At 70.9% G+C, this 21,233-nt stretch carries 16 protein-coding genes and 1 tRNA gene; 11 read left to right on the top strand and 6 right to left on the bottom strand.

Features of this window, described 5'->3' with window-relative positions; genetic code table 11:
* Nucleotides 1-180: 180 nt before the first annotated feature.
* Nucleotides 181-4,803: a translocation/assembly module TamB domain-containing protein gene (locus tag QM699_RS18665; protein WP_415012503.1), complete on the bottom strand. Its 4,623-nt coding sequence runs from the start codon at nt 4,801-4,803 to the stop codon at nt 181-183.
* Entirely contained in the window at nt 4,800-6,710 is a 1,911-nt protein-coding gene (locus tag QM699_RS18660; protein WP_415012502.1) for an autotransporter assembly complex protein TamA, read from the bottom strand. The genes QM699_RS18665 and QM699_RS18660 overlap by 4 nt, the downstream gene beginning before the upstream one ends.
* A 210-nt stretch (nt 6,711-6,920) precedes the next feature.
* On the opposite strand from QM699_RS18660, the gene rfbC reads away from it, so the two are divergent.
* Genes rfbC through rfbA form a run of 4 tightly spaced genes read left to right on the top strand, consistent with a single transcriptional unit; the run spans nt 6,921 to nt 10,308 of the window.
* Nucleotides 6,921-7,487 carry a dTDP-4-dehydrorhamnose 3,5-epimerase gene (rfbC, locus tag QM699_RS18655; protein ID WP_415012501.1) on the top strand — a complete coding sequence of 189 codons (567 nt, stop codon included), beginning with the start codon at nt 6,921-6,923 and terminating at the stop codon, nt 7,485-7,487.
* A gap of 15 nt (nt 7,488-7,502) precedes the next feature.
* A complete protein-coding gene (rfbB, locus tag QM699_RS18650) occupies nt 7,503-8,558 on the top strand; it encodes a dTDP-glucose 4,6-dehydratase (RefSeq protein WP_415012500.1) in 1,056 nt (351 codons plus the stop codon).
* Nucleotides 8,558-9,433 carry a dTDP-4-dehydrorhamnose reductase gene (gene rfbD, locus QM699_RS18645; RefSeq protein WP_415012499.1) on the top strand — a complete coding sequence of 292 codons (876 nt, stop codon included), beginning with the start codon at nt 8,558-8,560 and terminating at the stop codon, nt 9,431-9,433. Before rfbB ends, rfbD begins: the two co-directional genes overlap by 1 nt.
* The gene (gene rfbA / locus QM699_RS18640; protein WP_415012498.1) at nt 9,430-10,308 is read left to right on the top strand and encodes a glucose-1-phosphate thymidylyltransferase RfbA; all 879 of its coding nucleotides are present in this window, start codon (nt 9,430-9,432) and stop codon (nt 10,306-10,308) included. Before rfbD ends, rfbA begins: the two co-directional genes overlap by 4 nt.
* A 353-nt stretch (nt 10,309-10,661) precedes the next feature.
* Here rfbA and QM699_RS18635 read toward each other — a convergent pair whose 3' ends face one another.
* Complete coding sequence (locus QM699_RS18635) at nt 10,662-12,368, bottom strand: bifunctional sulfate adenylyltransferase/adenylylsulfate kinase (RefSeq protein ID WP_415012497.1); 1,707 nt, start codon at nt 12,366-12,368, stop codon at nt 10,662-10,664.
* A 141-nt stretch (nt 12,369-12,509) separates the two neighbouring features.
* Nucleotides 12,510-12,818: an SH3 domain-containing protein gene (locus tag QM699_RS18630; RefSeq protein WP_415012496.1), complete on the bottom strand. Its 309-nt coding sequence runs from the start codon at nt 12,816-12,818 to the stop codon at nt 12,510-12,512.
* 149 nt (nt 12,819-12,967) lie between these two features.
* Here QM699_RS18630 and QM699_RS18625 point away from each other — a divergent pair, with 149 nt between their 5' ends.
* Complete coding sequence (locus QM699_RS18625) at nt 12,968-14,218, top strand: DNA polymerase IV (protein ID WP_415012807.1); 1,251 nt, start codon at nt 12,968-12,970, stop codon at nt 14,216-14,218.
* A gap of 257 nt (nt 14,219-14,475) precedes the next feature.
* On the opposite strand, the gene QM699_RS18620 is transcribed toward QM699_RS18625, so the two are convergent.
* Nucleotides 14,476-15,333, bottom strand: coding sequence for an N-formylglutamate amidohydrolase (locus tag QM699_RS18620; protein ID WP_415012495.1), 858 nt, complete (start codon nt 15,331-15,333; stop codon nt 14,476-14,478).
* A 119-nt stretch (nt 15,334-15,452) separates the two neighbouring features.
* Between QM699_RS18620 and QM699_RS18615 the strand changes: the two genes are divergently transcribed.
* From QM699_RS18615 to proS, 5 genes are all read left to right on the top strand, one after another.
* A tRNA-Val gene (locus tag QM699_RS18615) sits at nt 15,453-15,527 on the top strand.
* Nucleotides 15,528-15,614: 87 nt separating this feature from the next.
* Nucleotides 15,615-15,740: a type B 50S ribosomal protein L36 gene (gene ykgO / locus QM699_RS18610; RefSeq protein ID WP_415012494.1), complete on the top strand. Its 126-nt coding sequence runs from the start codon at nt 15,615-15,617 to the stop codon at nt 15,738-15,740.
* Nucleotides 15,741-16,052: 312 nt separating this feature from the next.
* Entirely contained in the window at nt 16,053-17,399 is a 1,347-nt protein-coding gene (locus QM699_RS18605) for a hypothetical protein (RefSeq protein WP_415012493.1), read from the top strand.
* A gap of 104 nt (nt 17,400-17,503) precedes the next feature.
* The gene (locus QM699_RS18600; protein ID WP_415012492.1) at nt 17,504-18,463 is read left to right on the top strand and encodes an aldo/keto reductase; all 960 of its coding nucleotides are present in this window, start codon (nt 17,504-17,506) and stop codon (nt 18,461-18,463) included.
* Nucleotides 18,464-18,547: 84 nt separating this feature from the next.
* On the top strand, nt 18,548-19,900 hold the full coding sequence (proS, locus tag QM699_RS18595; RefSeq protein ID WP_415012491.1) for a proline--tRNA ligase: 1,353 nt from the start codon (nt 18,548-18,550) through the stop codon (nt 19,898-19,900).
* 70 nt (nt 19,901-19,970) lie between these two features.
* Here proS and QM699_RS18590 read toward each other — a convergent pair whose 3' ends face one another.
* Nucleotides 19,971-20,147: a DUF2798 domain-containing protein gene (locus tag QM699_RS18590; protein ID WP_415012490.1), complete on the bottom strand. Its 177-nt coding sequence runs from the start codon at nt 20,145-20,147 to the stop codon at nt 19,971-19,973.
* Nucleotides 20,148-20,342: 195 nt separating this feature from the next.
* On the opposite strand from QM699_RS18590, the gene QM699_RS18585 reads away from it, so the two are divergent.
* On the top strand, nt 20,343-21,179 hold the full coding sequence (locus QM699_RS18585) for a LysR family transcriptional regulator (RefSeq protein ID WP_415012489.1): 837 nt from the start codon (nt 20,343-20,345) through the stop codon (nt 21,177-21,179).
* The last annotated feature ends 54 nt before the right edge of the window (nt 21,180-21,233 follow it).

Genomic DNA, 21,233 nt, shown 5'->3' with positions numbered 1-21,233 from the left:
GCTCGGGCGACGCTTGTCGGTCGGCCGCCTTTGCGGCCTCCCTTCGGCGGCAGCGGGCTGTCGCCCGCAGAGTCATCTGGTCTCCCCGCTGTTGCGGGGCCCCTCGCGACTGCCCGATAGGGTTTCTGCCAGTATGAATACCCTGGGCGGCGCAGACATGCCCGCCGGCCCGTCCCTCGATCAGTAGTCGCGTTCGAAGAACAGGCCGATCGTGGTGTTGCCGTCGGTGCCGACCGATCCGCGGGCGTTCAGCGAGTTGCTGATCTGATAGTTCACCTGCGCCTGGCTGACACCGCGGGTATCGCTCTGGACGTCGACATACACCCGGTCGGAGATGTAGCGGCCGGCGCGCACCGCGGTTGCACCGTCCTCCGTCGTCACCACGTCGAGATCGTCGAGGCCGGTGGCATTGCGCAGCTGGTCCATGATGCCCGGACCGCCGCCGCCGGCCAGCTCGGCCATGGCGGCGGCGAGCTGGGCGAGCTGGAACGGCGACAGGCTGTCGGTGGCGCGGTTGAAGAGCACGCGGGCAACCACCTCGTCCTGCGGCAGCTCCGGCTGCGAGGAGAAGGTGATGGTCGGCGCCGACGCTCGGCCCTCGACGGTGACGATCGCCGTCACGTCGCCCGACTGGGTTTCCGCGACGAAGCGCAGCTGCGGATCGAGGTTGCCGATGAGCTGCACCGACCCTTCGTCGAACTCGATGCGCTGGGTGAGGATGTTGATCCGGCCACGGCGCAGGTCGAACTGCCCGACCGGCTGGATGTCGGCCATGGTGCCCTGCACCCGCAGCTCGCCCCCGACCTCGACGTCGAGGCCGCGCCCGCGCACGAAGATCTGGTTCGGCGCGCGCACCAGGATGTCGAGGCCGATCTGCGGCGGCGAGCTGTCGGCGCGGCGCGGTTCGTTCAGACGGGCGCGTTTCAGCGTGACCGAGACGGGCCGCGGCGGGGCGCGGTGCTCCACCTGGTCGAGCGCGGCCCCGCCGGCGCCGAGCCCCTCGGCGACCGAGATCTCCGTGCGGCCGAGGTCGATCTGGCCGGTCAGCATCCCGCCCCGGCCGACGAGCGGCCCGCGCATGGCCAGCGTGCCGTTGGCCCGGGTGCTGACAAAGGCGCCGTCGGTGTAGACCACGTCGTTGATCCGCGCCGTCAGGTCGGCGGGATAGCCGGCGGCCAGTGTCACCCGGCCCTCGGCCTCGATCGAGCCGCCCGAGACGACATTGGCGCGGAAGGTGTGCAGGATCGCGGCATTGCCCTGCAACGCAGCGTCGAGCGTGATCCCCTCCAGCCGGACGTTGGTCTGCGGGTCGACGAAGGTCGCGCCGGCGATCTTGACGGTGCCGCCGAGCTGCGGCGCGGTGAGCGCGCCGCGGGCGGTGGCGTCGATCCGCGCCGTGCCGGCGACCTGGGCGGCACGCTCGGCGAGAAACGGATTGGCGACGGCGAGCGGCACGCTGCCGTTCACCCGCACGTCGAGGCCGGGCCCCGCGAGCGGGATCGTCCCCGAGCCCGCGATGTCGAGGCCGCCCGGCGCCGTCAACCGGGCAGACTCGAGCCGGACGGTGTTGGAGCGGAAGTTGCCGTCGAGCGTGAAGCCGAGCGCCGGCAGGCCGTTCGACGACAGGAGATTCGCGGTGATCCCGGTGCCGTGGACGTTGAACACCGCCTGCGGGCTCGCGAGGGTGCCGGTGACGCGGCCGGTGCCGGCGACGGTGCCGCGCAGGCCGCGGCTGCCGGCGGCCCGGTCGACGAGGGCCAGCGGGAACGAGCCGAGCTCGATCGCGAGGTCGATGTTGCCCTGTCCGAGCGGCACGGCACCGTTGGCGGACGCCGCGATGCCGTTGCCGCTGAGATTGGCGGTGAGCACGAGGCGGCCGGCCTGGGTCTGGCCGGAGGAGACGAGGTGAACGGGCGGCAGGCCGGCGTTGCGGGTGATCGCCGACGCCACGTCGGCGGCAGTGAGGTCATACGTGACGTCGGGCGCGCCGCGCGGCCCGGTGATCCGCACCCGCCCGTCGACGGTGCCGGCGAGGGCGAGCGCCGGCTGGATGGTGTTGGCGATCGCCAGCGGCACGGCGGAGAGCGCCACGTCGACGTCGAAGGTGTCGGCGACCTTGCCCTCTGCCGTCAGGCTGCCGTTGCCGATGCTGAGCTTCAGCGGGGTCAGCATCACGTTGCCGCCCTGCACCGTGACGGTGGAGGGGGCGGCGAGCGTGGCGGACATGTCCTGCTGCCGCAGGTTGAGCGAGGCGAGCGTCACCTCGACGCCGCCGCCGTCGAGGTGGGCGAGTTCACCCGACGTGTCGATCTGGGTGCCGATCGCGAGCCGGGCGTTGGCCGAGAGCTGCATCCGGTTCGCCTCGGCCCGGCTGGCCGTGGCGTTGAGCGAGCTGACGGCGATGCCGCCGGCGGCCACGTCGCTGGCATTGAGCGTGCCGTCGACGAGCGGCACGCCGAAGGCGTCGGTGACGTCCGCCTGAAGGTTGAGCTGGCCGACCCGGGTGGCGCCGACGGCGACGCCGTTGGCGCCGGCGGCGATCTTCACGCGCTGGCCGGCCGCGCCCTGCCCGACATCGACCGGCGCGAAGGTGAGGTCGGCATCAACGGCGCCGCGGGCGTCGACGAGCGCGAGCGCCGCGACCGAGGCGACGTCGGGGGCGTGGAGGTTGAGCCGGCCGACCAGCGGGTCGCTGCCGGATCGGGCGAGGTCGCCGCTCAGGCGATTCGGGCCGATGATGACTTCGAGACCCTTGACCGAGCGATCCTGCCCGACCGAGGCGATGTCGCCGGCGAGCGACAGCGTGAGGCCGTCGAGGCCGCCACCGCCGGTGACGGTGCCCATGACATCGGTGCCGTTGACCGAGCCGTTGAAGCCGAGGGTGGCGTTGGTGAGTGCCCGGTCGGCGAGGTGGCCGGTCGGGATCGCCGCGGTGAGGCTGACGGCGACGGGCTGGCCCGCGCCGGAGGCGTGACCGGAGGCGGTGAGCGCGCCACCGAGGCGCGGGTCGACAAGGCCGAGGTCGGAGATCGACGCCTCGAAGCCGATGTCGGTCTTCGTGCTCGACACCTGGCCGTTCGAGGCGAAGGCAAGTTGCGGGTTGGCGAGCTTGAGGTCTTCGGTGCGGAAGCCCTGGCTGTCGCGGACGACGCGGCCGGAGAGCGTCGTCTCGCCCGCGAGCAGCGGGTCGACCTGCGAGATGCCGACGCGCACATCGTTGGCCGTGCCGTCGAAGGCGAGGTCGAAACCGCCGACCAGCGGGCTGACGCTGCCCTCGGCGGTCAGGTCGATGGCGCCGCCGAGGTCGCGGTTGGCGAGGCCGGCGAAGATCGCGAGGTCCGCGACGCGCACGGAGTTGCGGCCGGTGTAGACGAAATTCTTCAGCTCGCCGGCGGAGAAGATCGACAGGCCGTTGCCGCTGAGCTGGAGCTGGTTGATCGTCGCCGGGCCGCCGGGGGGCAGCACCGCGTCGGCGAAGAGGTCGATCCGCTTGCCGAGCGCGTTGGCAACCTCCGGGCGGGGCGACGACAGGCCGGTCGCGAGGCCCTCGACGTTGACCGTGACGTTGCGGGTGGCCGGGTCGTCGAGGTTCTGGGCGAGACCGCCCATGCGGAAGGTCACGTCCTCCATGGCGAGGTCGGCGGCCTGCAGCCGGTCGAGGACGAGGAGGCCGTCCCAGTGCGCCGCGTCGCCATAGGTGACATGCAGCGCCGCGGAATTGAGCCGCGTGCGCGCGCCCGGCACGGGCAGGGTGATCGGCGGGCCGGCCGGATCACCGAGGTTGCCGGTCAGCGTCAGGCGGCGGAGATAGTTGGTGCCGGTCTCGAGGCTGCCGTCGAGCTTCAGCACATCGTTGGCGAGCGCCAGCGTGTCGACGCGGACGCCGCCGCCGGTCTTGGAGACGCCCTGCGCCCTGACGCTGCTGTGACCGGCGAAGAAGTCGCGGAACTGCGCCGGGATCAGCGGCGCGAGATCGCCGCCGAAGTCGACGTCGAAGCCGAGGCCGTCGTCCCTGGCCCGCAGCGCCACGAGCCCGGCGGCGACGCGAGTCTGGTCGGCGTCGAGCGCGAAGTTCACGTCGACCTTTTCGAGCGGCCCGGACCCCGCGAGCGTCAGGTCCACCGCCGGCGTGCCCTCGATGCGGAGCAGCGTCGCGACGATGCCGCCCTTCGGCTCGTGCAGCGCCACGTCGAGGTCGAGCTGGCGCGAGGCGTTGGAAAACGCCGCGTTGAGGGCGAGGGTGCCGCCGGGCTGGTCGAGGCGCTTGATGTCGAGCGCGGTGTCGAGGGCGCCGTCGGCGAGCGTGAGCCGGCCCGCGACGCTGATGTCCGCCGCCTGGCCGAAGACCGGCTGCGAGAAGCGCACGAGCGGCACGGACAGGTCGCGGAGGTTCACCGCGACGGGCAGCTCGGGCAGCGAGAACGGCTGCGTCTCGGCCTGCGGCAGCTGCTTGGGCGCGGGGGGCATCACCGGGCGGCGGAGCCAGAGGATCTGGTCCGCGGCCAGCCGGTTGATGGTGAGCCGGCCGCGCAGCAGGGCGAGGCGGCTCCAGTCGAGCTGCGCGTTCTCGATCTGCAGCCAGGGGCCCTGGTCGTCGGAGACGGTGATCCGCTGGATGCGCGCGCTCGAGGAGAGCGCGCCGGAGACGCCGCTCAGGTGGATTTCGCGGCCGGGGGCGGAGATGCGGTTCTGGATGAAGCGGGTGATGAAGGTGTTGTCGCCGGGGTCGTTGGCCTCGTCCTGCGCCACCGCGGCGATTGCCACGAGCAGGAGCACCGAAAGAAGAGCGAGGATCCGCTTCAAAACGCCTGTCCGATCCCGATGTAGAGCGCGACGCGCGAGTCGCCGCTTGCCCGCTCGAGCGGGGTCGCGAGGTCGCCGCGCAGGACGCCGATCGGCGTGTAGTAGCGCACGCCGAGGCCGGTGCCGGTCTTGAAGTCGCTGTCGCCCGAGAGGGTCGGGTCGGCGGTGACGAAGCCGGTGTCGACGAAGGCGACCGCCCCCCAGTTGTCGGTGAAGCGATAGCGCACTTCGCCGGACGCCTCGACGATGCCCCGGCCCCCGGCGGTGAACGACACGCCGTCGGCATTGGTGAACGGCACGCCGATCGAGCGGTAGGAATAGCCGCGGATCGAACCGCCGCCGCCGGCGAAGAACAGCATGTCGGGCGGGCTCTCCTCGATGCTGGCGCCGACGTAGGTGCCGACCAGCGCCCGGGCGGCGAGCACGAGCTTGCGGTCCTCGAAGAAGCCGAGATAGCCGCGCCCCTCGATCGTGGTCTGGAGCGCGGTGTTGCCGTACTCCGCCTCGTAGAACGGGTCTGCGGTGATCGCGAGATAGTAGCCGCGCGTCGCGTCGAACTTGTTGTCGCGCCGATCGTACTGGAACGTGCCGTCGAGGCCGAACTTGGTGAAGTGACGGATGCCGAAGTCGTCGTCGAAACGCGACCGCGAGGCGAGAACGAAGACGCTGCCGGTGATGAAGCGGCCGAGCGACTGCTGCAGGCCGGCCTTCGCCGTGACCGAGCGCTCGCTGTAGGTGTCGTAGTTGACCTTGCTGCCCACGAGCGAGGTCACGAAGTCGGTGTCCGGCGTCAGGACGCCTGGCTTCGTGAACGTCACGCCGAGGTTGTAGTCGTAATCCTGCGGATCGAGCGAGGCGCCGAGACCGTCGACGCTGGCGTCGAAGCGCAGCCGCTCGCCGCGGCCCATCAGGTTGCGGTGCATCCAGTAGGCCGAGACGCCGAGGCCGTCGATCGTGGAGTAGGTGCCGCCGAAGCCGATCGTCCGCGGCGCCCGGTCCTCGACGCTGATCGTCATCGGCAGGCTGCCGTCGTCGAGGATTTCCGGCGCCTCCTCGAAGCGCAGCGAGCGGAAGATGCCGAGGCGGTTCAGCCGCGCCTGGCCGGCGGTGATGTCGTCGGGGTCGAACGCCCGCCCCTCCGGCAGCCCGGCCATGAAGGCGATGAACGCCGGATCGGTGCGCGTGGTGCCGACGACCTTGGTCGGGCCATAGTGTGCCGGCCGGCCGGGATCGAGGGTGAGCGTCGCGTCGAGCTGGTCGTTGGCGTGGTCGGCCAGCATCTCGCGGTCGGCCTCGCGCGCCTTGGCGTACGAGACCTGCCGCCATTGCTCGATCATCAGCGCCGACGCCTGCGTCACCACGGCCGAACGCGCCCGGCGCCCGGTCTTGTAGCCGATCGAGTCGAGCGTGCCGACCTCGTCGTTCGCCGAGATCTGCTCCGGCGGCGGGTTCACCACCGCGGCCGTGCCGAACCGGAACAGCGGCCCGGTGTCGATTCGCACCGCCACCGGCACGTCCTGCGGAAACTCCCGCGCCAGCGTCAGGTCGGCGGCTTCCTTGCCGCCGATCGTGATGCTGACGTACGGGCCGTAGTATCCTTCGGCATAGAGCGCCGCGAGCAGCCGCCGGTAGTCGCCGCGGGCGACGGAGAGCAGACCGCCGGTGCCCGACGCCGGGTCGTTCCGGCCGGTCCAGAGCGAGGACGCCCGCTGCAGACCCGCCCGCAGCCCGGCGCCGGGGCCGGTCACGTCGAGCGTCACGGTATAGGTCAGCGGGTCGATCACCTCGACGCGGTTCTCGTCCTCGCGCGCGCCCCAGAGGTGGATCCCGAGCAGCGTGAACGCGCCGGCCGGCGCCGGACATGCCAGAGCCGCGGCGAGCGCCGACGCGCAAAGCAAGCCGCGCATCAGGAATCGATCTCCCGCCCGAGCCCCCATGCCTGCCCACCTCTTCTTCGTTACGGGAATCTTAAGCAATCGAACGCGTCCGGCAAAGCGCGGCGGCATCCCGCCGGAAAATTCCCGCCGATTTATGCAGGAGCGCAACGGTCGCGGCCTCCTGCTGCACCGCAAAAGGCTCTGGACGCACCGCGCGGGGATCGACTAAGCCTGCGCCTCATGGATATCCGGGCCACCGACCTTCCCGACGTGAAGGTACTGACCCCGCGCCGCTTCGGCGACACGCGCGGCTATTTCAGCGAGACCTGGAGCGCGGCCCGCATGGCCGCGGCCGGTCTCTCGACCGAGTTCGTGCAGGACAACGAGAGCCTGTCGGCAAAGCCCGGGACGCTGCGCGGCCTGCACTACCAGGCGCCGCCGTTCGCCCAGGCGAAGCTGGTGCGGGTGGCGAAGGGCGCGGTGCGCGACGTGGCCGTCGACGTGCGCCGCGGCTCGCCCACCTACGGAAAGTGGGTGTCCGAGGTGCTGTCGGCCGAGAACGGCGCGCAACTGCTGGTGCCGCGCGGCTTCCTGCACGGTTTCGTCACGCTGGAACGCGACACGCTGGTCATCTACAAGGTCGACAACGGCTATGACGCGGCCAGCGATGGCAGCGTGCTGTGGAATTCGCCGGGGCTCGGCGTCGACTGGGGCGTTCCCGCCGGTGAGGTGACGCTGTCCGACAAGGACCGGGCCGCGACGGCATTCCGCGAGTGGGTCTCGCCGTTCGAGTTCGCGACGGCCTGAGTAAGGGGTTCGAGCATGAGGCTTCTGGTGACGGGAGGGGCGGGCTTCATCGGCTCCGCCGTGGCACGGCAGGCGGTGGCCGACGGGCACGAGGTGATCGTGCTCGACGCGCTGACCTACGCGGCCAATCCGGCGAATCTCGACAGCATCGCCGCCTCGAACCGCTATGCCTTCGAGCGGGCCGACATCCGCGACCGCGCGGCGCTCGACGCGATCTTCGCCCGGCATGCGCCCGACGCGGTGATGCACCTCGCCGCCGAGAGCCATGTCGACCGCTCGATCGACGGGCCGGCGGCGTTCATCGACACCAACATCACCGGCACCTATACCCTGCTCGAAGCCGCGCGCGCCTTCTGGGGCGGCAGCCGCGACAAGCCCGGGCGGGATTTCCGCTTCCACCACATCTCGACCGACGAGGTGTTCGGCACCCTCGGCGAAACCGGCCTCTTCACCGAGACGACCGCCTACGCGCCGAACTCGCCCTACTCCGCGTCGAAGGCGGCGAGCGATCACCTGGTGCGGGCGTGGCACGAGACCTATGGCCTGCCCGTGGTGCTGTCGAACTGCTCGAACAACTACGGGCCGTTCCATTTCCCGGAAAAGCTCATCCCCGTGGTGATCCTGAACGCACTCTCGGGCAAGCCGATCCCGGTCTATGGCCGTGGCGAGAACGTGCGCGACTGGCTGTTCGTCGAGGACCACGCGACGGCGCTGCTGGCGGTCGCCACCCGCGGGCAGGTGGGCGAAAGCTACAACATCGGCGGCAACGCCGAGGCGACGAACATCTCGATCGTCGAGCGGATCTGCGCGCTGATGGACGAGATGCATCCGGCGGGCGCGCCGCATGCGCGGCTGATCGAGTTCGTCACAGACCGGCCGGGCCACGACTTCCGCTATGCGATCGACGCGACGAAGATCCGCCGCGAACTCGGCTGGCAGCCGTCGGTCACGCTCGACGAGGGGCTGCGCCGCACCGTGCGCTGGTATCTCGAGAACCGCGACTGGTGGCAGGCGATCCAGGCGCGCGGCCACACGCTGGAGCGCCTCGGCCTGAAGCAGGCCGGCGGCTGATGCGCGCCCTCGTCTTCGGCTCGACCGGCCAGGTTGCCCGCGAGCTGCGGCGCGCCGCGGGCGAGCTTGGCATCGAGGCGAGCTTTCTCGACCGCGCCGCCGCCGACCTCGCCGACCCCGACGCCTGCGCCGCCGCCGTGCGCGCGGCCAGCGTCGATGTCGTGCTGAACGCCGCCGCGCACACCGCCGTCGATCGGGCCGAGGACGAGCCGGAGCTTGCCCTGCGGATCAACGGGACCGCGCCCGGGGTCATCGCCGCTGCCTGCGCCGACAAGGGCGTGCCGTTTCTGCACGTCTCGACCGACTATGTTTTCGACGGCACCCCCGGCCGGCCGTGGCGCGAGGACGACCCGACCGGGCCGCTCGGCGCCTATGGCCGGTCCAAGCTCGCCGGCGAGCAGGCGGTGGTGGCCGCGTGCCCCGATCACGTCGTGCTGCGCACGGCCTGGGTGTTCTCTGCCCACGGCGGCAACTTCGTGAAGACCATGCTCAAGGTCGGCAAGGGCCGCCCGGAGATGCGCGTCGTCGGCGACCAGCACGGCTGCCCGACCGCCGCCGCCGACATTGCCGGGGCGCTCTGGACCATCGCCGCCGACTGGAGCCGCGGCCGCGGCCGGGCCGGCATCTTCCACTATGCCGGCGCGCCGGCGGTGAGCTGGGCAGACTTCGCCGAGGCGATCTTCGCCCGCACCGGCTGGGCAGAGCGGCCGGCGGTGACGGCGATCACCACCGCCGACTGGCCGACCAAGGCCGCGCGCCCGGCAAACTCGGTCCTCGATTGCAGCGCCATCGAGGCCGCCTATGGCATCGCGCAGCCCGACTGGCGCCTCGCGCTCGACGAGGTGCTCGAGGAACTCGGAGAAACCAGCGCATGACCGACCGCAGGGGCATCATCCTGGCCGGCGGCTCCGGCACCCGGCTCTATCCGATCACGCATTCGCTGTCGAAGCAGCTGCTGCCGCTCTACGACAAGCCGATGATCTACTATCCGCTGTCGGTGCTGATGCTCGCCGGCCTGCGCGAGATCGCGATCATCACCACGCCGGACGATCAGGAGCAGTTTCGCCGGCTGCTGCGCGACGGCAGCCAGTGGGGGATGCGCTTCGAGTACATCGTCCAGCCGCGGCCCGAGGGTCTGGCGCAGGCCTATATCCTCGCGGAGGATTTCCTCGCCGGCGCCGCCTCGACCATGGTGCTCGGCGACAACATCTTCTTCGGCCACGATCTGCCGCAGCTCCTGAAGCGGGCGGGCGCCCGGCCGGAGGGCGGCACGGTGTTCGGCTATCAGGTGCGCGACCCCGAGCGTTACGGCGTCGTCGCGTTCGATCGCGAGGGCACGGTGCTCTCGATCGAGGAAAAGCCGGTGAAGCCGCGATCGAACTTCGCCGTGACCGGCATCTACGTGCTCGACGGCAGCGCGCCCGCGCGTGCCCGCGCGGTGCGGCCGAGCCCACGCGGCGAACTCGAGATCACCGAGGTGCTGACCTCCTACCTCGCCGACGGCCTGCTCAACGTCGAGCGCATGGGCCGCGGCTTTGCCTGGCTCGACACCGGCACGCACGCCAGCCTGCTCGATGCCGGCAACTTCGTGCGGATGATCGAGGAACGGCAGAACGTGAAGATCGGCTGCCCGGAGGAGATCGCGTTCTCCGAGGGCTGGATCGACGCCGCCGCGCTCAAGGCGCTGGCGGAGCCGTACCTCAAGACGGAATACGGCCGCTACCTCGTGCGCATCGCCGAGGGCGGCTGACTCCTTTTTCTTCCGGCTGGGTCGGGATGGGGTCAAGGGCGGGCCGCCTGCGGCCCGGGGCGGCTGGCCGCCCTTCACCCTTGAGGCCGGCCCGCCTCGGCACCCGAGGCTGGAAGCGGCGCCTTGGTGAAGCAGCCGCTTCATCAAGCGCCTCCCACGCAGATCTTCAAACGCAGCAACCCTCGCGAAGGTTGCCGGCAGGGCCCGGGTCAAAACCCGCGACTCCCTCGCAGCGCGGCGCGCGCCGAACGCCACCGCGCGCGCGGCTGACGCGCCGCTTTGTCGAAGGCCCCGAAACGCACGCGGCGCCAGCCCGGGGGCCAGCGCCGCGAAACCAGAAGCACGCCCGAAGATCAGGCCTTGATGAGGCCCATGTTCTCGAGCTTCAGGATCACCTGCTGCGCCGAATAGTCGATCTCGTTGCCTTCGGTCTCGAGCTTCAGCTCAGGCTTCGCCGGCTCCTCGTAGGGGTCGGAGATGCCGGTGAACTCCTTGATCTTGCCTTCGCGCGCCAGCTTGTAGAGGCCCTTGCGGTCGCGGCGCTCGCACTCCTCGATCGAGGTCGCGACGTGGACCTCGAGGAAGGCGCCGTAGGCCTCGATCATCTCGCGCACCGCGGCGCGGGTCGCGGCATAGGGCGCGATCGGCGCGCAGATCGCGATACCGCCGTTCTTGGTGATCTCGGACGCGACATAGCCGATGCGGCGGATGTTGATGTCCCGGTGCTCCTTGGAGAAGCCGAGCTCGGAGCTGAGGTGCTTGCGCACCACGTCGCCGTCAAGCAGCGTCACCGGACGCCCGCCCATCTCCATGAGCTTCACCATCAGCGCGTTTGCGATGGTCGACTTGCCCGAGCCGGAGAAGCCGGTGAAGAACACGGTGAAGCCCTGCGCGGCGCGCGGCGGCTTGGACTTGCGCAGCTCCTCGACGACGGTCGGGAACGAGAACCAGTCGGGGATCTCGAGGCCTTCCTGCAGGCGGCGGCGCAGCTCGGTGCCGGAGATGTCGAGGATGGTCTGCCCCTCCTCGACCTCGTCGCGCGGCTCGTACTGGGCTTTTTCCTGGACGTAGACCATCTGCTTGAAGTCAACCATCTCGACGCCGATGTCGGCCTCGTGCTGGCGGAACAGGTCCTGCGCGCCGTAGGGATCGTAGAAGTCCTTGCCCTGGCTGTTCTTGCCCGGGCCGGCGTGGTCGCGGCCGACGATGAGGTGGGTGCAGCCGTGGTTGCGGCGGATCAGGCCGTGCCACACCGCCTCGCGCGGGCCGCCCATGCGCATCGCGAGATTGAGCAGCGACAGCGCCGTGGTCGAAGCCGGGTACTGCGGCAGCACCGCCTCGTAGCAGCGCACGCGGGTGAAGTGGTCGATGTCGCCCGGCTTGGTCATGCCGACGACCGGGTGGATCAGCAGGTTGGCCTGGGCCTCGCGCGCGGCGCGGAAGGTCAGCTCCTGGTGGGCGCGGTGCAGCGGGTTGCGGGTCTGGAACGCCACGATCCGCCGCCAGCCGAGCTTGCGGAACAGCGCGCGCAGCTCGTTCGGGGTGTTGCGCAGGCCGCGGAAATCATAATGCGTCGGCTGCTGGATGCCGGTGATCGGCCCGCCGAGATAGATCGGACCGGCCTTGTGGTGCAGGTAGTTGACCGCCGGATGCGCGAGGTCGTCGGCGCCGAACACCGCCTCGGCCTCGAGCGACTTCTCCGGCGTCCACTTGTCGGTGACCGACATGATGGCGAGGATCACGCCCTCCTGGTCACGCAGCGCGATGTCCTGGCCGGGCTCGACCTTGCCGGCGAACGCCTCGGAGACGTCGAGGGTGATCGGCATCGGCCAGAGCGAGCCGTCGGCGAGGCGCATGTCCTTGATGACGCCGTCGTAATCAGCCTTGCCGAGAAAGCCCTTGAGCGGGTTGAACCCGCCGTTCATCAACAGTTCGAGGTCGCAGATCTGCCGCGGCGTCAGGTCCCAGGACACGAGGTCCGTTGCCTCGAGCTTGAGCTTCACGGCGCTTTCCGCCGAGACGTAAAGCTCCGGGATCGGCACGAGGTTCGTCGCGGTCATCTCTAGGGTACCCCACCAACTGATTCGAACTCGGTGGGGTGGTAGCAGCCGCGCGCGGAGGGTGTCAAAGGATGGTGCAGTGCAGCGCCGATTGCCGGAACGGGTGTGCGCGCAGCCACACCCCGACCCGGCAATGTGGCGTCAGTTCGTCGGAGTCGGTGCCGGGACGACGCGCAGATTCGTCATGCCGACCCAGCCCTTGACCGCGGCATCCTCGGGCAGTTTGACCTCGCACCACTTGCGGCCGGCCGCCATCTGGCAGCTCACGGTGCGCAACAGCGTTCCGTCGTCCAGCCGGGCGACGATGGCAGCGCCGGTGGTTGGCCCCTCGCGCAGGACCAGCGCCCCGGCGGCACCGGTGATCTCGACGAACTCGGCGTCCCCGGACCCGGCAAACGCGCCGGTCGCAGCGATTGCGACCGCGACAATCGCGATGAAGAAGTGACGCATCTCGACCCTCATCCCGGAACAAGCACCCTATCGGCTGAAATTCGCCTATGGCGGACCACCGGTCAAGTCGGGCTTGGCGCGCATGGTTGAGATTTAAGGAAGCTGATGCAACCATGCCAGCCTCACAAGCATTGAGACGCGTTGCGGTCGTGCCCTGCTTCTGTCGCGATTGCCTCTCTCCGCTCCCGGCCGAATCGGTGCGGTGCCCCGCCTGCGGTTCCCCGCGGCTGCTGCGCCATGCCGAGCTGGATCGCCTCTCGGTCGCTCACCTCGATTGCGATGCCTTCTACGCCGCGGTGGAGAAGCGCGAGGACCCGAGCCTGCGCGACCGCCCGCTGATCGTCGGCGGCGGCCATCGCGGCGTCGTCTCGACCGCCTGCTACATTGCCCGGGTCCGCGGGGTCCGCTCGGCGATGCCGATGTTCAAGGCGCTGCAGCTCTGCCCCGATGCCGTGGTGCGGCCACCGCGCATGGCGCTTTACGCGGAAGTCTCGCGGGCCATGCAGGCGATGATGCTGGAGCTGACCCCGCTGGTCGAGCCCCTGTCCCTCGACGAGGCGTTTCTCGACCTGAGCGGCACCGCGCGGCTGCACCGCGCGCCGCCCGCACTGCTGCTCGCCCGCCTGCAACGGCGGATCGAGGTCGAGCTTGGCGTCACCGCGTCTGTCGGCCTCAGCCACAACAAGTTCCTCGCCAAGATTGCCTCGGAGCGGGACAAGCCGCGGGGATTCGCGGTGATCGGACGGGAGGAGACCGACGGTTTTCTCGCGCCGCAGCCGGTGTCGATCATCTGGGGCGTGGGCCAGGCCGGCCTGCGCAGCCTGGAGCGTGACGGAATTCGCACGATCGCCGACCTGCGCGGCCGCGACCGCGCGACCCTCGTCCGCCGCTTCGGCAGCCTCGGGGACCGGCTCTGGCACCTCGCGCGCGGCGAGGACGGCCGCAGCGTGACGCCGGATCGGCCACTCAAGTCGATCTCGCACGAAACGACCTTCGACGCCGACATCGCCGACGTCGCGGTGCTGGGCCGCCACCTCTGGCAGCTTGCCGAGAAGGTGTCGGCGCGGGCCAAGCGGCTCGGGCTCGCCGGCCGGGTGGTGACGCTGAAGCTCAAGCGTGCCGACCATTCGATCCTCACCCGGCGCCAGACCCTCGACGAGCCGACCGCCATGGCCGACCGGATGTATCGGACGGCGTTGCCCCTGCTGCAGCGCGACACGGGCGCCGGTCCGTTCCGGTTGATCGGGATCGGCGTCGCAACCTTGTCGGCGCTCGGCGCCGAATCGGGCGATCTGCTCAGCCCGGCCTCGGAGCGAAGGCTGAAAGCCGAACGCGCCGCTGACAGCATCCGCGCCCGATTTGGTGAAAAGGCCATCATTCTGGGCCGCTCGCTGGATTGAAGGCGGCGTTTTCGGTCGACGTCGGTGTGCGGTTGCCACATTTCTGTGCACAGAACCGAAAATTTGCGCGGGATTCCGAAAATTCGCTTTGGGGCAGTTGACTATGCTGCGGCGCGGCATAAAGTCAGTCACGTGATGCATTGCATCATACACGCCCTACGGGCGTTTCCTCCCTAAACTTGGGCCGTGCCTCGTGCACGGCCTCTTTTTTTGCCCGGAGGCCAGAGGTGCCGCGCGGCGCGATATGAAGCCGGGAGCTATTCCGCCGCCATCGGCAGGCTGCGCGGCCTGATCGCGGCCAGCCGGTGCGTCACCTCCGCAAGCCGGGCCGCAACCTCGGCAAACGCGGCGCTGCGCTCAACCCGGCTCTCGTCCATGTAGAGCGCGCGGTCGATCTCGATCTGCAGCGCGTGCACGCCCCGGCGCGGACAGCCATAGGTCTGGGTGATGTAGCCGCCGGCGAACGGCGTGTTCCGGGCGACCAGAAAGCCCGCCTCGCCGAACACGTCGGCCGCCAGGTCGATCACCCAGCGGTCGCAGGCCGTGCCGAATCGGTCGCCGAGAATGACGTTCGGCCGCCGCCCCCAGACCGACGGCGTGGCGTTCAGCGCGTCGTGCGGCATCGAATGGCAGTCGAACAGGACGGCCACGCCGAACGTCGCCCGGGTCTCCGCGACGAGCGACGCGAGCCGGGCGTGGAACGGGCGCCAGACCGCCGCGATGCGCCGTTCTGCGTCCGCGAGGCTGAGCTTGCCCTCGATGATTGCCCGCCCTTCGCCCACCACCCGGGGAATCACCCCGAGGCCGGCGGCGATCCGCGGGTTCTGCGCCGCGCGGCTCGCCCCCGCGATGAGGGCGGGGTCGAGATCCTCCGGGCCGCGGTTCAGGTCGACCCAGGCGCGCGGCGCACGCGCGGCGATGAGCGGCGCGCCGGCGGCCGGCGCCGCGGCGAACAGTTCCTCGACAAACGCGTCCTCGGACGAGCGCAGCTGCCGCAGCGTCAGGCGCGAGCTGCGGGTCAGCGCGGCGGGATAGTCGCGCCCGCTGTGGGGCGAGCTGAACACCGCGCAGGAGCGGTGGTCGGCCGGCAGCGCGATCGTGAAGGCATCTTCCATCGTGCATCCCCTCGCCGGCAGCATAGCCGGTGAAATCTGCCGGCGAAATGCCTTGAACACCGCTGCGGCCCCGTCTATAGCACTGCCGACGAAACGGACGCGTCTTGCGGCCGGTTCTCGGGCGTATAGCTCAGCGGGAGAGCACTTCGTTGACATCGAAGGGGTCACAGGTTCAATCCCTGTTACGCCCACCATTTCTTTCGGCCCGATAGGGTCGATCTGGCCCTCCGCGGGGCCGCAACGTAACCAGAGGCGCACGCGCGCCGCAGAGGAGAGAGGCCATGAAGGTCGTTAATTCGCTTCGCTCCCTGAAGCTGCGCCATCGCGATTGCCGCGTCGTGCGCCGCAAGGGGCGGGTCTATGTCATCAACAAGACCCAGCGCCGCTACAAGGCCCGCCAGGGCTGATCTGTCCGCCAGTCGGACATGCGGGGCCGCGCAGATTGCGCGGCCTTTGTTTTTTCCGGGGTCGGGATTCCCGAGGCCGACGGCTTCACTCTCCTGATTCGGGGGGTGGGCGGGACACCGCCTGAAATCTCACCACGTCGGCGGATTGTTGCCGGCCGGCCATCCCGCGCCCCGAGACGGATAGCCCCGCCGATGGCCTGAATTCTCCCGGTGCGCTAACATGTTGGCGGTTCCCGCGGGGTCCGGCGCATGCCGGGCGGCGCGCGGTCGCCGCGAAACGGTCGCCGCGCCAGCGGACGGCAGGGGAACAAAATGGCAGAGGACGGGCAGGCGGCTGGGCTCGCGCCGGGGGCAGATGCCACCATCGCGGAGCTGATGGACCCGGTGACGCTCGAAGCGCGGCTGAAGGATGCGCGCGCCCGCCGCGCCGAGGCCCTGGCGCGGCGCGGAAGCGAGTCGAGCAGCGAGAGCGCGGCGTCGCAGCGCGGGCCGACCGTGGCGCTGACCCCGAAGCCGCCGGCGTGGCTGCACGACGACACGGCGGAGGACGAGGCCGCCATGCAGGGCGCGGTGCAGGCCGAAGCCCGTGGACCGACGACGCGGGTGCGCCCCGTGCTCCTCGCCTCCACCGGCGGCCCGGCGCGGACGATGCCCGCCCCCCCGCCCGACACCGCAGCGCCGCCCGCCGCCCGGCCGCTCGCCGCCACGCCTGTCCCGGAACGAGCCAGGGGCAACCGGCTGCCGCCGGCCGCGCTGCTGTTTGTCGCCGGACTCGCTGTCGGCGCCGCCGCGGTGGCGTTCGCCCTGCGCCCGTCGCGCGAGGCGCCCGCTCCGGCCGTATCCGTCGCGACCAATTCCGCTTCCTCCACGCCCGAAGCTTCCACGCCCGAAGCGCCCGCTGTCGAGACTAGCGCAACCGAATCCGGGGCGCCTGACGCGGGCGATCCGCCGGTCGCCGTTGCCGCCCTGCCGGCGGCGGAGCTGCCCGCCGCGGGAGATCCGGCCGGCGCTTCCGAGCGGCCGGCCGCGATCCCCGAGCAGCCGGCGCCGGCCCGGCTCGCCGCGCCGGTCTCGGAGCCGGCGCCGCCGCCCGTGGCGTCGCCCGGGCCGGCGATCGGCGCGCTCATCGACGCCGCCGCCCCGCCGCCGCGCCCGGCCGCAGGGGCGTCGGCTGCGGCGAGCGACACGCCGCCCGTGACCGGATCGGCGGGCGCGACGCTGCCGCAGAGCGTCACCATCCATTATCCACGGTCGGCGCAAGGGCTCGCCACGACGGTGGCGGAGCAACTGCGCGCCGCCGGCGTCACCGCTGTCACGAGCGTGCCGGTCGGCTTCGCCATCGGCCGCTCCAACGTGCGCTTCTACCACGATGCGGACCGGCCGGCCGCCGAGAGCACCGGCGCGCTGCTCGCGGGGGCGCTCGACGGCGCACCGGAGACACGCGACTTCACCAGCTACCCGACTCCGACGGTGTCCGGCCGCGTCGAGATCTGGCTCGCCGGAGAGCCCGCGCGCACGGCGGCACGGGCGTCGAAGCCGGCCCAGACGCCGACGGCCACCGACGGCGAGACCGATCCCTACGCGCTGCTCAAACCGGGCGAACAGGTCCGCGAAGTGCAGCGCATCCTCCTCGACCGGCTTCAGGGCAAGGCGCCCTGAGCCTGCCCCGCGGGGCGCGCGCCCGTGCGACCGCCCGCTTGTCCGGCGGAACCGCGTGTCCTATGCCTCGCGGGCAAACGGGGGGAAAGGGAGTTATCCGCAACATGACCGCACTTCGCACTCAGGCGCGCGGCATCACGCTGCCCAAGATCGTGTTCGGCACGTCGGGGCTCGGCGGCATGCCGGACACCTACGGCTACGACGTGGACGAGGACCGGGCGCTCGACACCATCCGCGCGGTGCTGGCGCTGCCCGACGGGATGCTCGATACCTCGCGCAACTACGGCACCGGCCGCAGCGAGGCGCGCATCGGCAAGGCGGTGGCCGGGCTCGGCGGCTGGCCCGCGGGCCGTCTCCTCTCGACCAAGCTCGACCGGCACAACGAGACCGGACGCTTCGACGCGGCCCAGGCCCGTCGCTCGATCGAGGAGAGCCTCGCGGCGCTCGGCGTCGATCGCGTCGACATCCTGCACCTGCACGACCCGGAGTATGCCGCCGATCTCGACGAGGTGACGCGCAAGGGCGGCGCACTCGATACCCTCGTCGCGCTGCGCGACGAGGGGCTGGCGCGCGCCATCGGCCTCGCTGCCGGCCGGGTCGACGTGATGATGCCGATCCTCGCCGACTGGGATTTCGACTGCCTCGTCACCCACAACCGCATGACCCTGGTCAACCGCAACGCCGAGCCGATGCTCGACTTCGCCGCCGCGCGCGGGATCGCCGTGCTCAATGCCGCCCCCTATGCCGGGGGAATGCTGGCGAAGGGCGCCGCGAACGCGCGCTACGTCTATCAGGAGCCGACGGAGGAGATGCGCGCGCCCGTGCGCCGGGTCGAGGCCGCCTGTGCCCGCTTCGGCGTGCCGCCGGGCGCCGCCGCGCTGCAATTCTCCGTGCGCGACCCGCGCATCGCCGCGACGATCTGCGGTGTCACCCGGCCCGTGCGGGTGCAGGAGACGCTCGACTGGGCCGCCTTCCCGATTCCGGAAGAACTCTGGGCCGAACTCGAGACCCTGCCGTTCGAGACGCACGATCCAGAAGCGACGCGCGAGTACAAGCTCGGCTGACCGGCGGCGCGCCCTGCGACCCGCCGGTTGCAGGGCCGCGCCCCTTGGCCTACATCGCCACGACCCTCCCCGGAGCCCGGACCCATGCGCCTCACCCGCTATTTCCTGCCCATCCTGCGCGAGACCCCGGCGGAGGCGCAGATCGTGAGCCACCGCCTGATGCTGCGCGCCGGCATGATCCGCCAGGCTTCGGCCGGGATCTATTCGTGGCTGCCGCTCGGCTTCAAGGTGCTGCGCCGGCTGGAGCAGATCGTCCACGAGGAGCAGCAGCGCGCCGGGCACATCCCGCTGCTCATGCCGACGCTGCAGTCGGCCGACCTCTGGAGGGAAAGCGGCCGCTATGACGACTACGGCGCCGAGATGCTGCGCATCAAGGACCGCCACCAGCGCGACATGCTCTACGGTCCGACCAACGAGGAGCTCATCACCGACATCTTCCGCTCGGCGGTGTCGAGCTACAAGGACCTGCCGCTGACGCTCTACCACATCCAGTGGAAGTTCCGCGACGAGGTGCGGCCCCGCTTCGGCGTCATGCGCGGGCGCGAGTTCCTGATGAAGGACGGCTACAACTTCGACCTGACCGTCGAGGACGCGCTGCACGCCTACAACCGCCACATGGTGAGCTACATCCGCACCTACGAGCGGATGGGGCTGAAGGCGATCCCGATGCGGGCGGACGGCGGGCCGATCGGCGGCGACCACACCCACGAGTTCCTGGTGCTGGCGCCGACGGGCGAGAGCGCGGTGTTCTACGACCGCGCCGTCACCGACCTGACCCTCGGCGACCGGGCGATCGACTTCGCCGACCGCGGGCAGCTCAGCGAGATCGTCGCAACCTGGACCGCGCCCTACGCCCGCACCGACGAGCGCCATGATGCGGACGAGTTCGCCAAGGTGCCGGAGGACCGGCGCATCGAGGGCCGCGGCATCGAGGTCGGGCAGATCTTCTTCTTCGGCACCAAGTATTCCGAGCCGATGAAGGCCGTCGTCGTCAACGAGGCGGGCGAGCGCGTGCCGGTGCAGATGGGCAGCCACGGCATCGGCGTCAGCCGCCTGATCGGCGCGATCATCGAGGCGAGCCACGATGACAAGGGCATTATCTGGCCCGAGGGCGTCACCCCCTTCGGCGCCGGCATCGTCAACCTCCGCCAGGGCGACGCGGCGACCGACACCGCCTGCGAGCAGCTCTATGCCGAGCTGACAAAGGCGGGCATCGACCCGCTCTATGACGACCGCGACGAGCGGGCGGGCGCAAAGTTCGCCACGATGGACCTGATCGGCCTGCCGTGGCGGATCACCGTCGGGCCGCGCGGCCTCGCGAACGGCAAGGTCGAGCTGACCTCGCGGCGGACGGGCGAGAGCGAGGAGCTGTCGCCCGAGGTGGCGGTCGCGCGGCTGCGGGAAATCTACGCGCCGCACGGTCTGGTGCGCGCCTGAGGCGCGTCCGTACAACGCGTGTCTTGAATCTGCCGGCCGTCAGGCCGGCACATGTTGAACCCACCGACCTTCAGGCCGGTGGGGCGACCAGAAGCGCCACGATGCGCCGGACCAGCGGCAGGACGATCAGCACGCTCGGAAAGGCGATCAGGTAGGACGTGGCCCACGCCGCCGGAACGTGGCGCAGCATGTCCATCGACAGGCCGGTGGCCCGCGCCAGCGCGACCACCGTCACGATCCCCGACATCAGCAGCGACAGGACGGCGGGAAAGACGATGGCGTGCGCGCGGGCGGGCAGCTTGCGCCAGCGGGGCAGCCCGCGGGCCGGGTTTTCTTAAATCGTGTCCATCTTCGTCTCCTTCGGTTGCAGGGGCACCTTGCCCCACGCCTCGGCTGTGCGAAATTGGGGAAGACCGCGCAGCAACTGTGAGGAAATCGACAGGTGTTTGACTGGGATGACCTGCGGCATTTTGCGGCGCTGGCCGAGGCCGGCACCCTGTCGGGCGCGGCCCGCCGGCTCGGGGTGGAACACGCGACGGTGGCGCGCCGGATTGCGGCGCTGGAGGCGGCGGTGGGCGCCCGGCTCGTCGATCGCCGCGCCGGCCGCATCCGCCTGACCGAGGCCGGCGAGCGCGTCGCGGCCCATGCCCGGACCATCGGCGACGAGGCCCTGGCGCTGGAGCGGGCCATTGTCGGCGCCCGCACCGGGCTTGATGCCGAACTCGTCGTGACCGGGCCGCAGCTCCTGTTCTCCGCGCTGGTCGTGCCGCGGCTGTCGGCGCTGATGGTCGAGCATCCCGACCTGCGGCTGACCCTGATCGCCGAGATCCGCACGCTGTCTCTGCAACAGCGCGAGGCGGACCTCGCCCTGCGGTTGTCGCGCCCCGCCGACGCGACGCTGATGGTGCGCCGCGTCGGCCGGATGCGCTACGGTCTCTACGCGGCGCCCGGCTATGCCGCCCGGCCGCCGGAGGCGTGGCGCTTCATCGACTTCGACGACAGTCTGGCCGGCGCGCCGCACCAGCTCTGGCTGACCGCGATGGCGGCGGGCCGGCCGGTGGTGCTGCGCTCCAACAACCTCGGCGTGCAGCGCGCGGCGGCGGCGGCCGGCGCCGGTGTCGTCAGTCTCCCGCTCTTCGCCGCCGAAGGGCTGGAACGGGTGGCGCCGGCGGAGTCCTTCGACCGCGACATCTGGCTCACCTACCACCGCGACCTCCGCGACAGCCCGGCGGTGGCCGTGGTCGCGGCCTGCCTTGCCGAGGCGGCACGGGCCGCCTGACCGCGGACAGGCGGGGTCAACCGGCGGCCCGCCTGCCGGAATCCGTCCCCACGC

Origin of the sequence: Amaricoccus sp. (assembly GCF_047602525.1) — a bacterium.
Classification (GTDB): Bacteria; Pseudomonadota; Alphaproteobacteria; order Rhodobacterales; family Rhodobacteraceae; genus Amaricoccus.
The sequence above is the reverse complement of the archived record's forward strand: the minus strand, read 5'-3'. Positions and strand labels throughout refer to the sequence as shown.

What these genes read in the sequence shown, in the direction of transcription:
- QM699_RS18660 (WP_415012502.1), bottom strand. Translation starts at nt 6,710, where the DNA reads ATGCGCGGCTTGCTTTGCGCGTCGGCGCTCGCCGCGGCTCTGGCATGT.
- rfbC (WP_415012501.1), top strand. Translation starts at nt 6,921, where the DNA reads ATGGATATCCGGGCCACCGACCTTCCCGACGTGAAGGTACTGACCCCG.
- rfbB (WP_415012500.1), top strand. Translation starts at nt 7,503, where the DNA reads ATGAGGCTTCTGGTGACGGGAGGGGCGGGCTTCATCGGCTCCGCCGTG.
- rfbD (WP_415012499.1), top strand. Translation starts at nt 8,558, where the DNA reads ATGCGCGCCCTCGTCTTCGGCTCGACCGGCCAGGTTGCCCGCGAGCTG.
- rfbA (WP_415012498.1), top strand. Translation starts at nt 9,430, where the DNA reads ATGACCGACCGCAGGGGCATCATCCTGGCCGGCGGCTCCGGCACCCGG.
- QM699_RS18635 (WP_415012497.1), bottom strand. Translation starts at nt 12,368, where the DNA reads ATGACCGCGACGAACCTCGTGCCGATCCCGGAGCTTTACGTCTCGGCG.
- QM699_RS18630 (WP_415012496.1), bottom strand. Translation starts at nt 12,818, where the DNA reads ATGCGTCACTTCTTCATCGCGATTGTCGCGGTCGCAATCGCTGCGACC.
- QM699_RS18620 (WP_415012495.1), bottom strand. Translation starts at nt 15,333, where the DNA reads ATGGAAGATGCCTTCACGATCGCGCTGCCGGCCGACCACCGCTCCTGC.
- ykgO (WP_415012494.1), top strand. Translation starts at nt 15,615, where the DNA reads ATGAAGGTCGTTAATTCGCTTCGCTCCCTGAAGCTGCGCCATCGCGAT.
- QM699_RS18605 (WP_415012493.1), top strand. Translation starts at nt 16,053, where the DNA reads ATGGCAGAGGACGGGCAGGCGGCTGGGCTCGCGCCGGGGGCAGATGCC.
- QM699_RS18600 (WP_415012492.1), top strand. Translation starts at nt 17,504, where the DNA reads ATGACCGCACTTCGCACTCAGGCGCGCGGCATCACGCTGCCCAAGATC.
- proS (WP_415012491.1), top strand. Translation starts at nt 18,548, where the DNA reads ATGCGCCTCACCCGCTATTTCCTGCCCATCCTGCGCGAGACCCCGGCG.
- QM699_RS18590 (WP_415012490.1), bottom strand. Translation starts at nt 20,147, where the DNA reads ATGTCGGGGATCGTGACGGTGGTCGCGCTGGCGCGGGCCACCGGCCTG.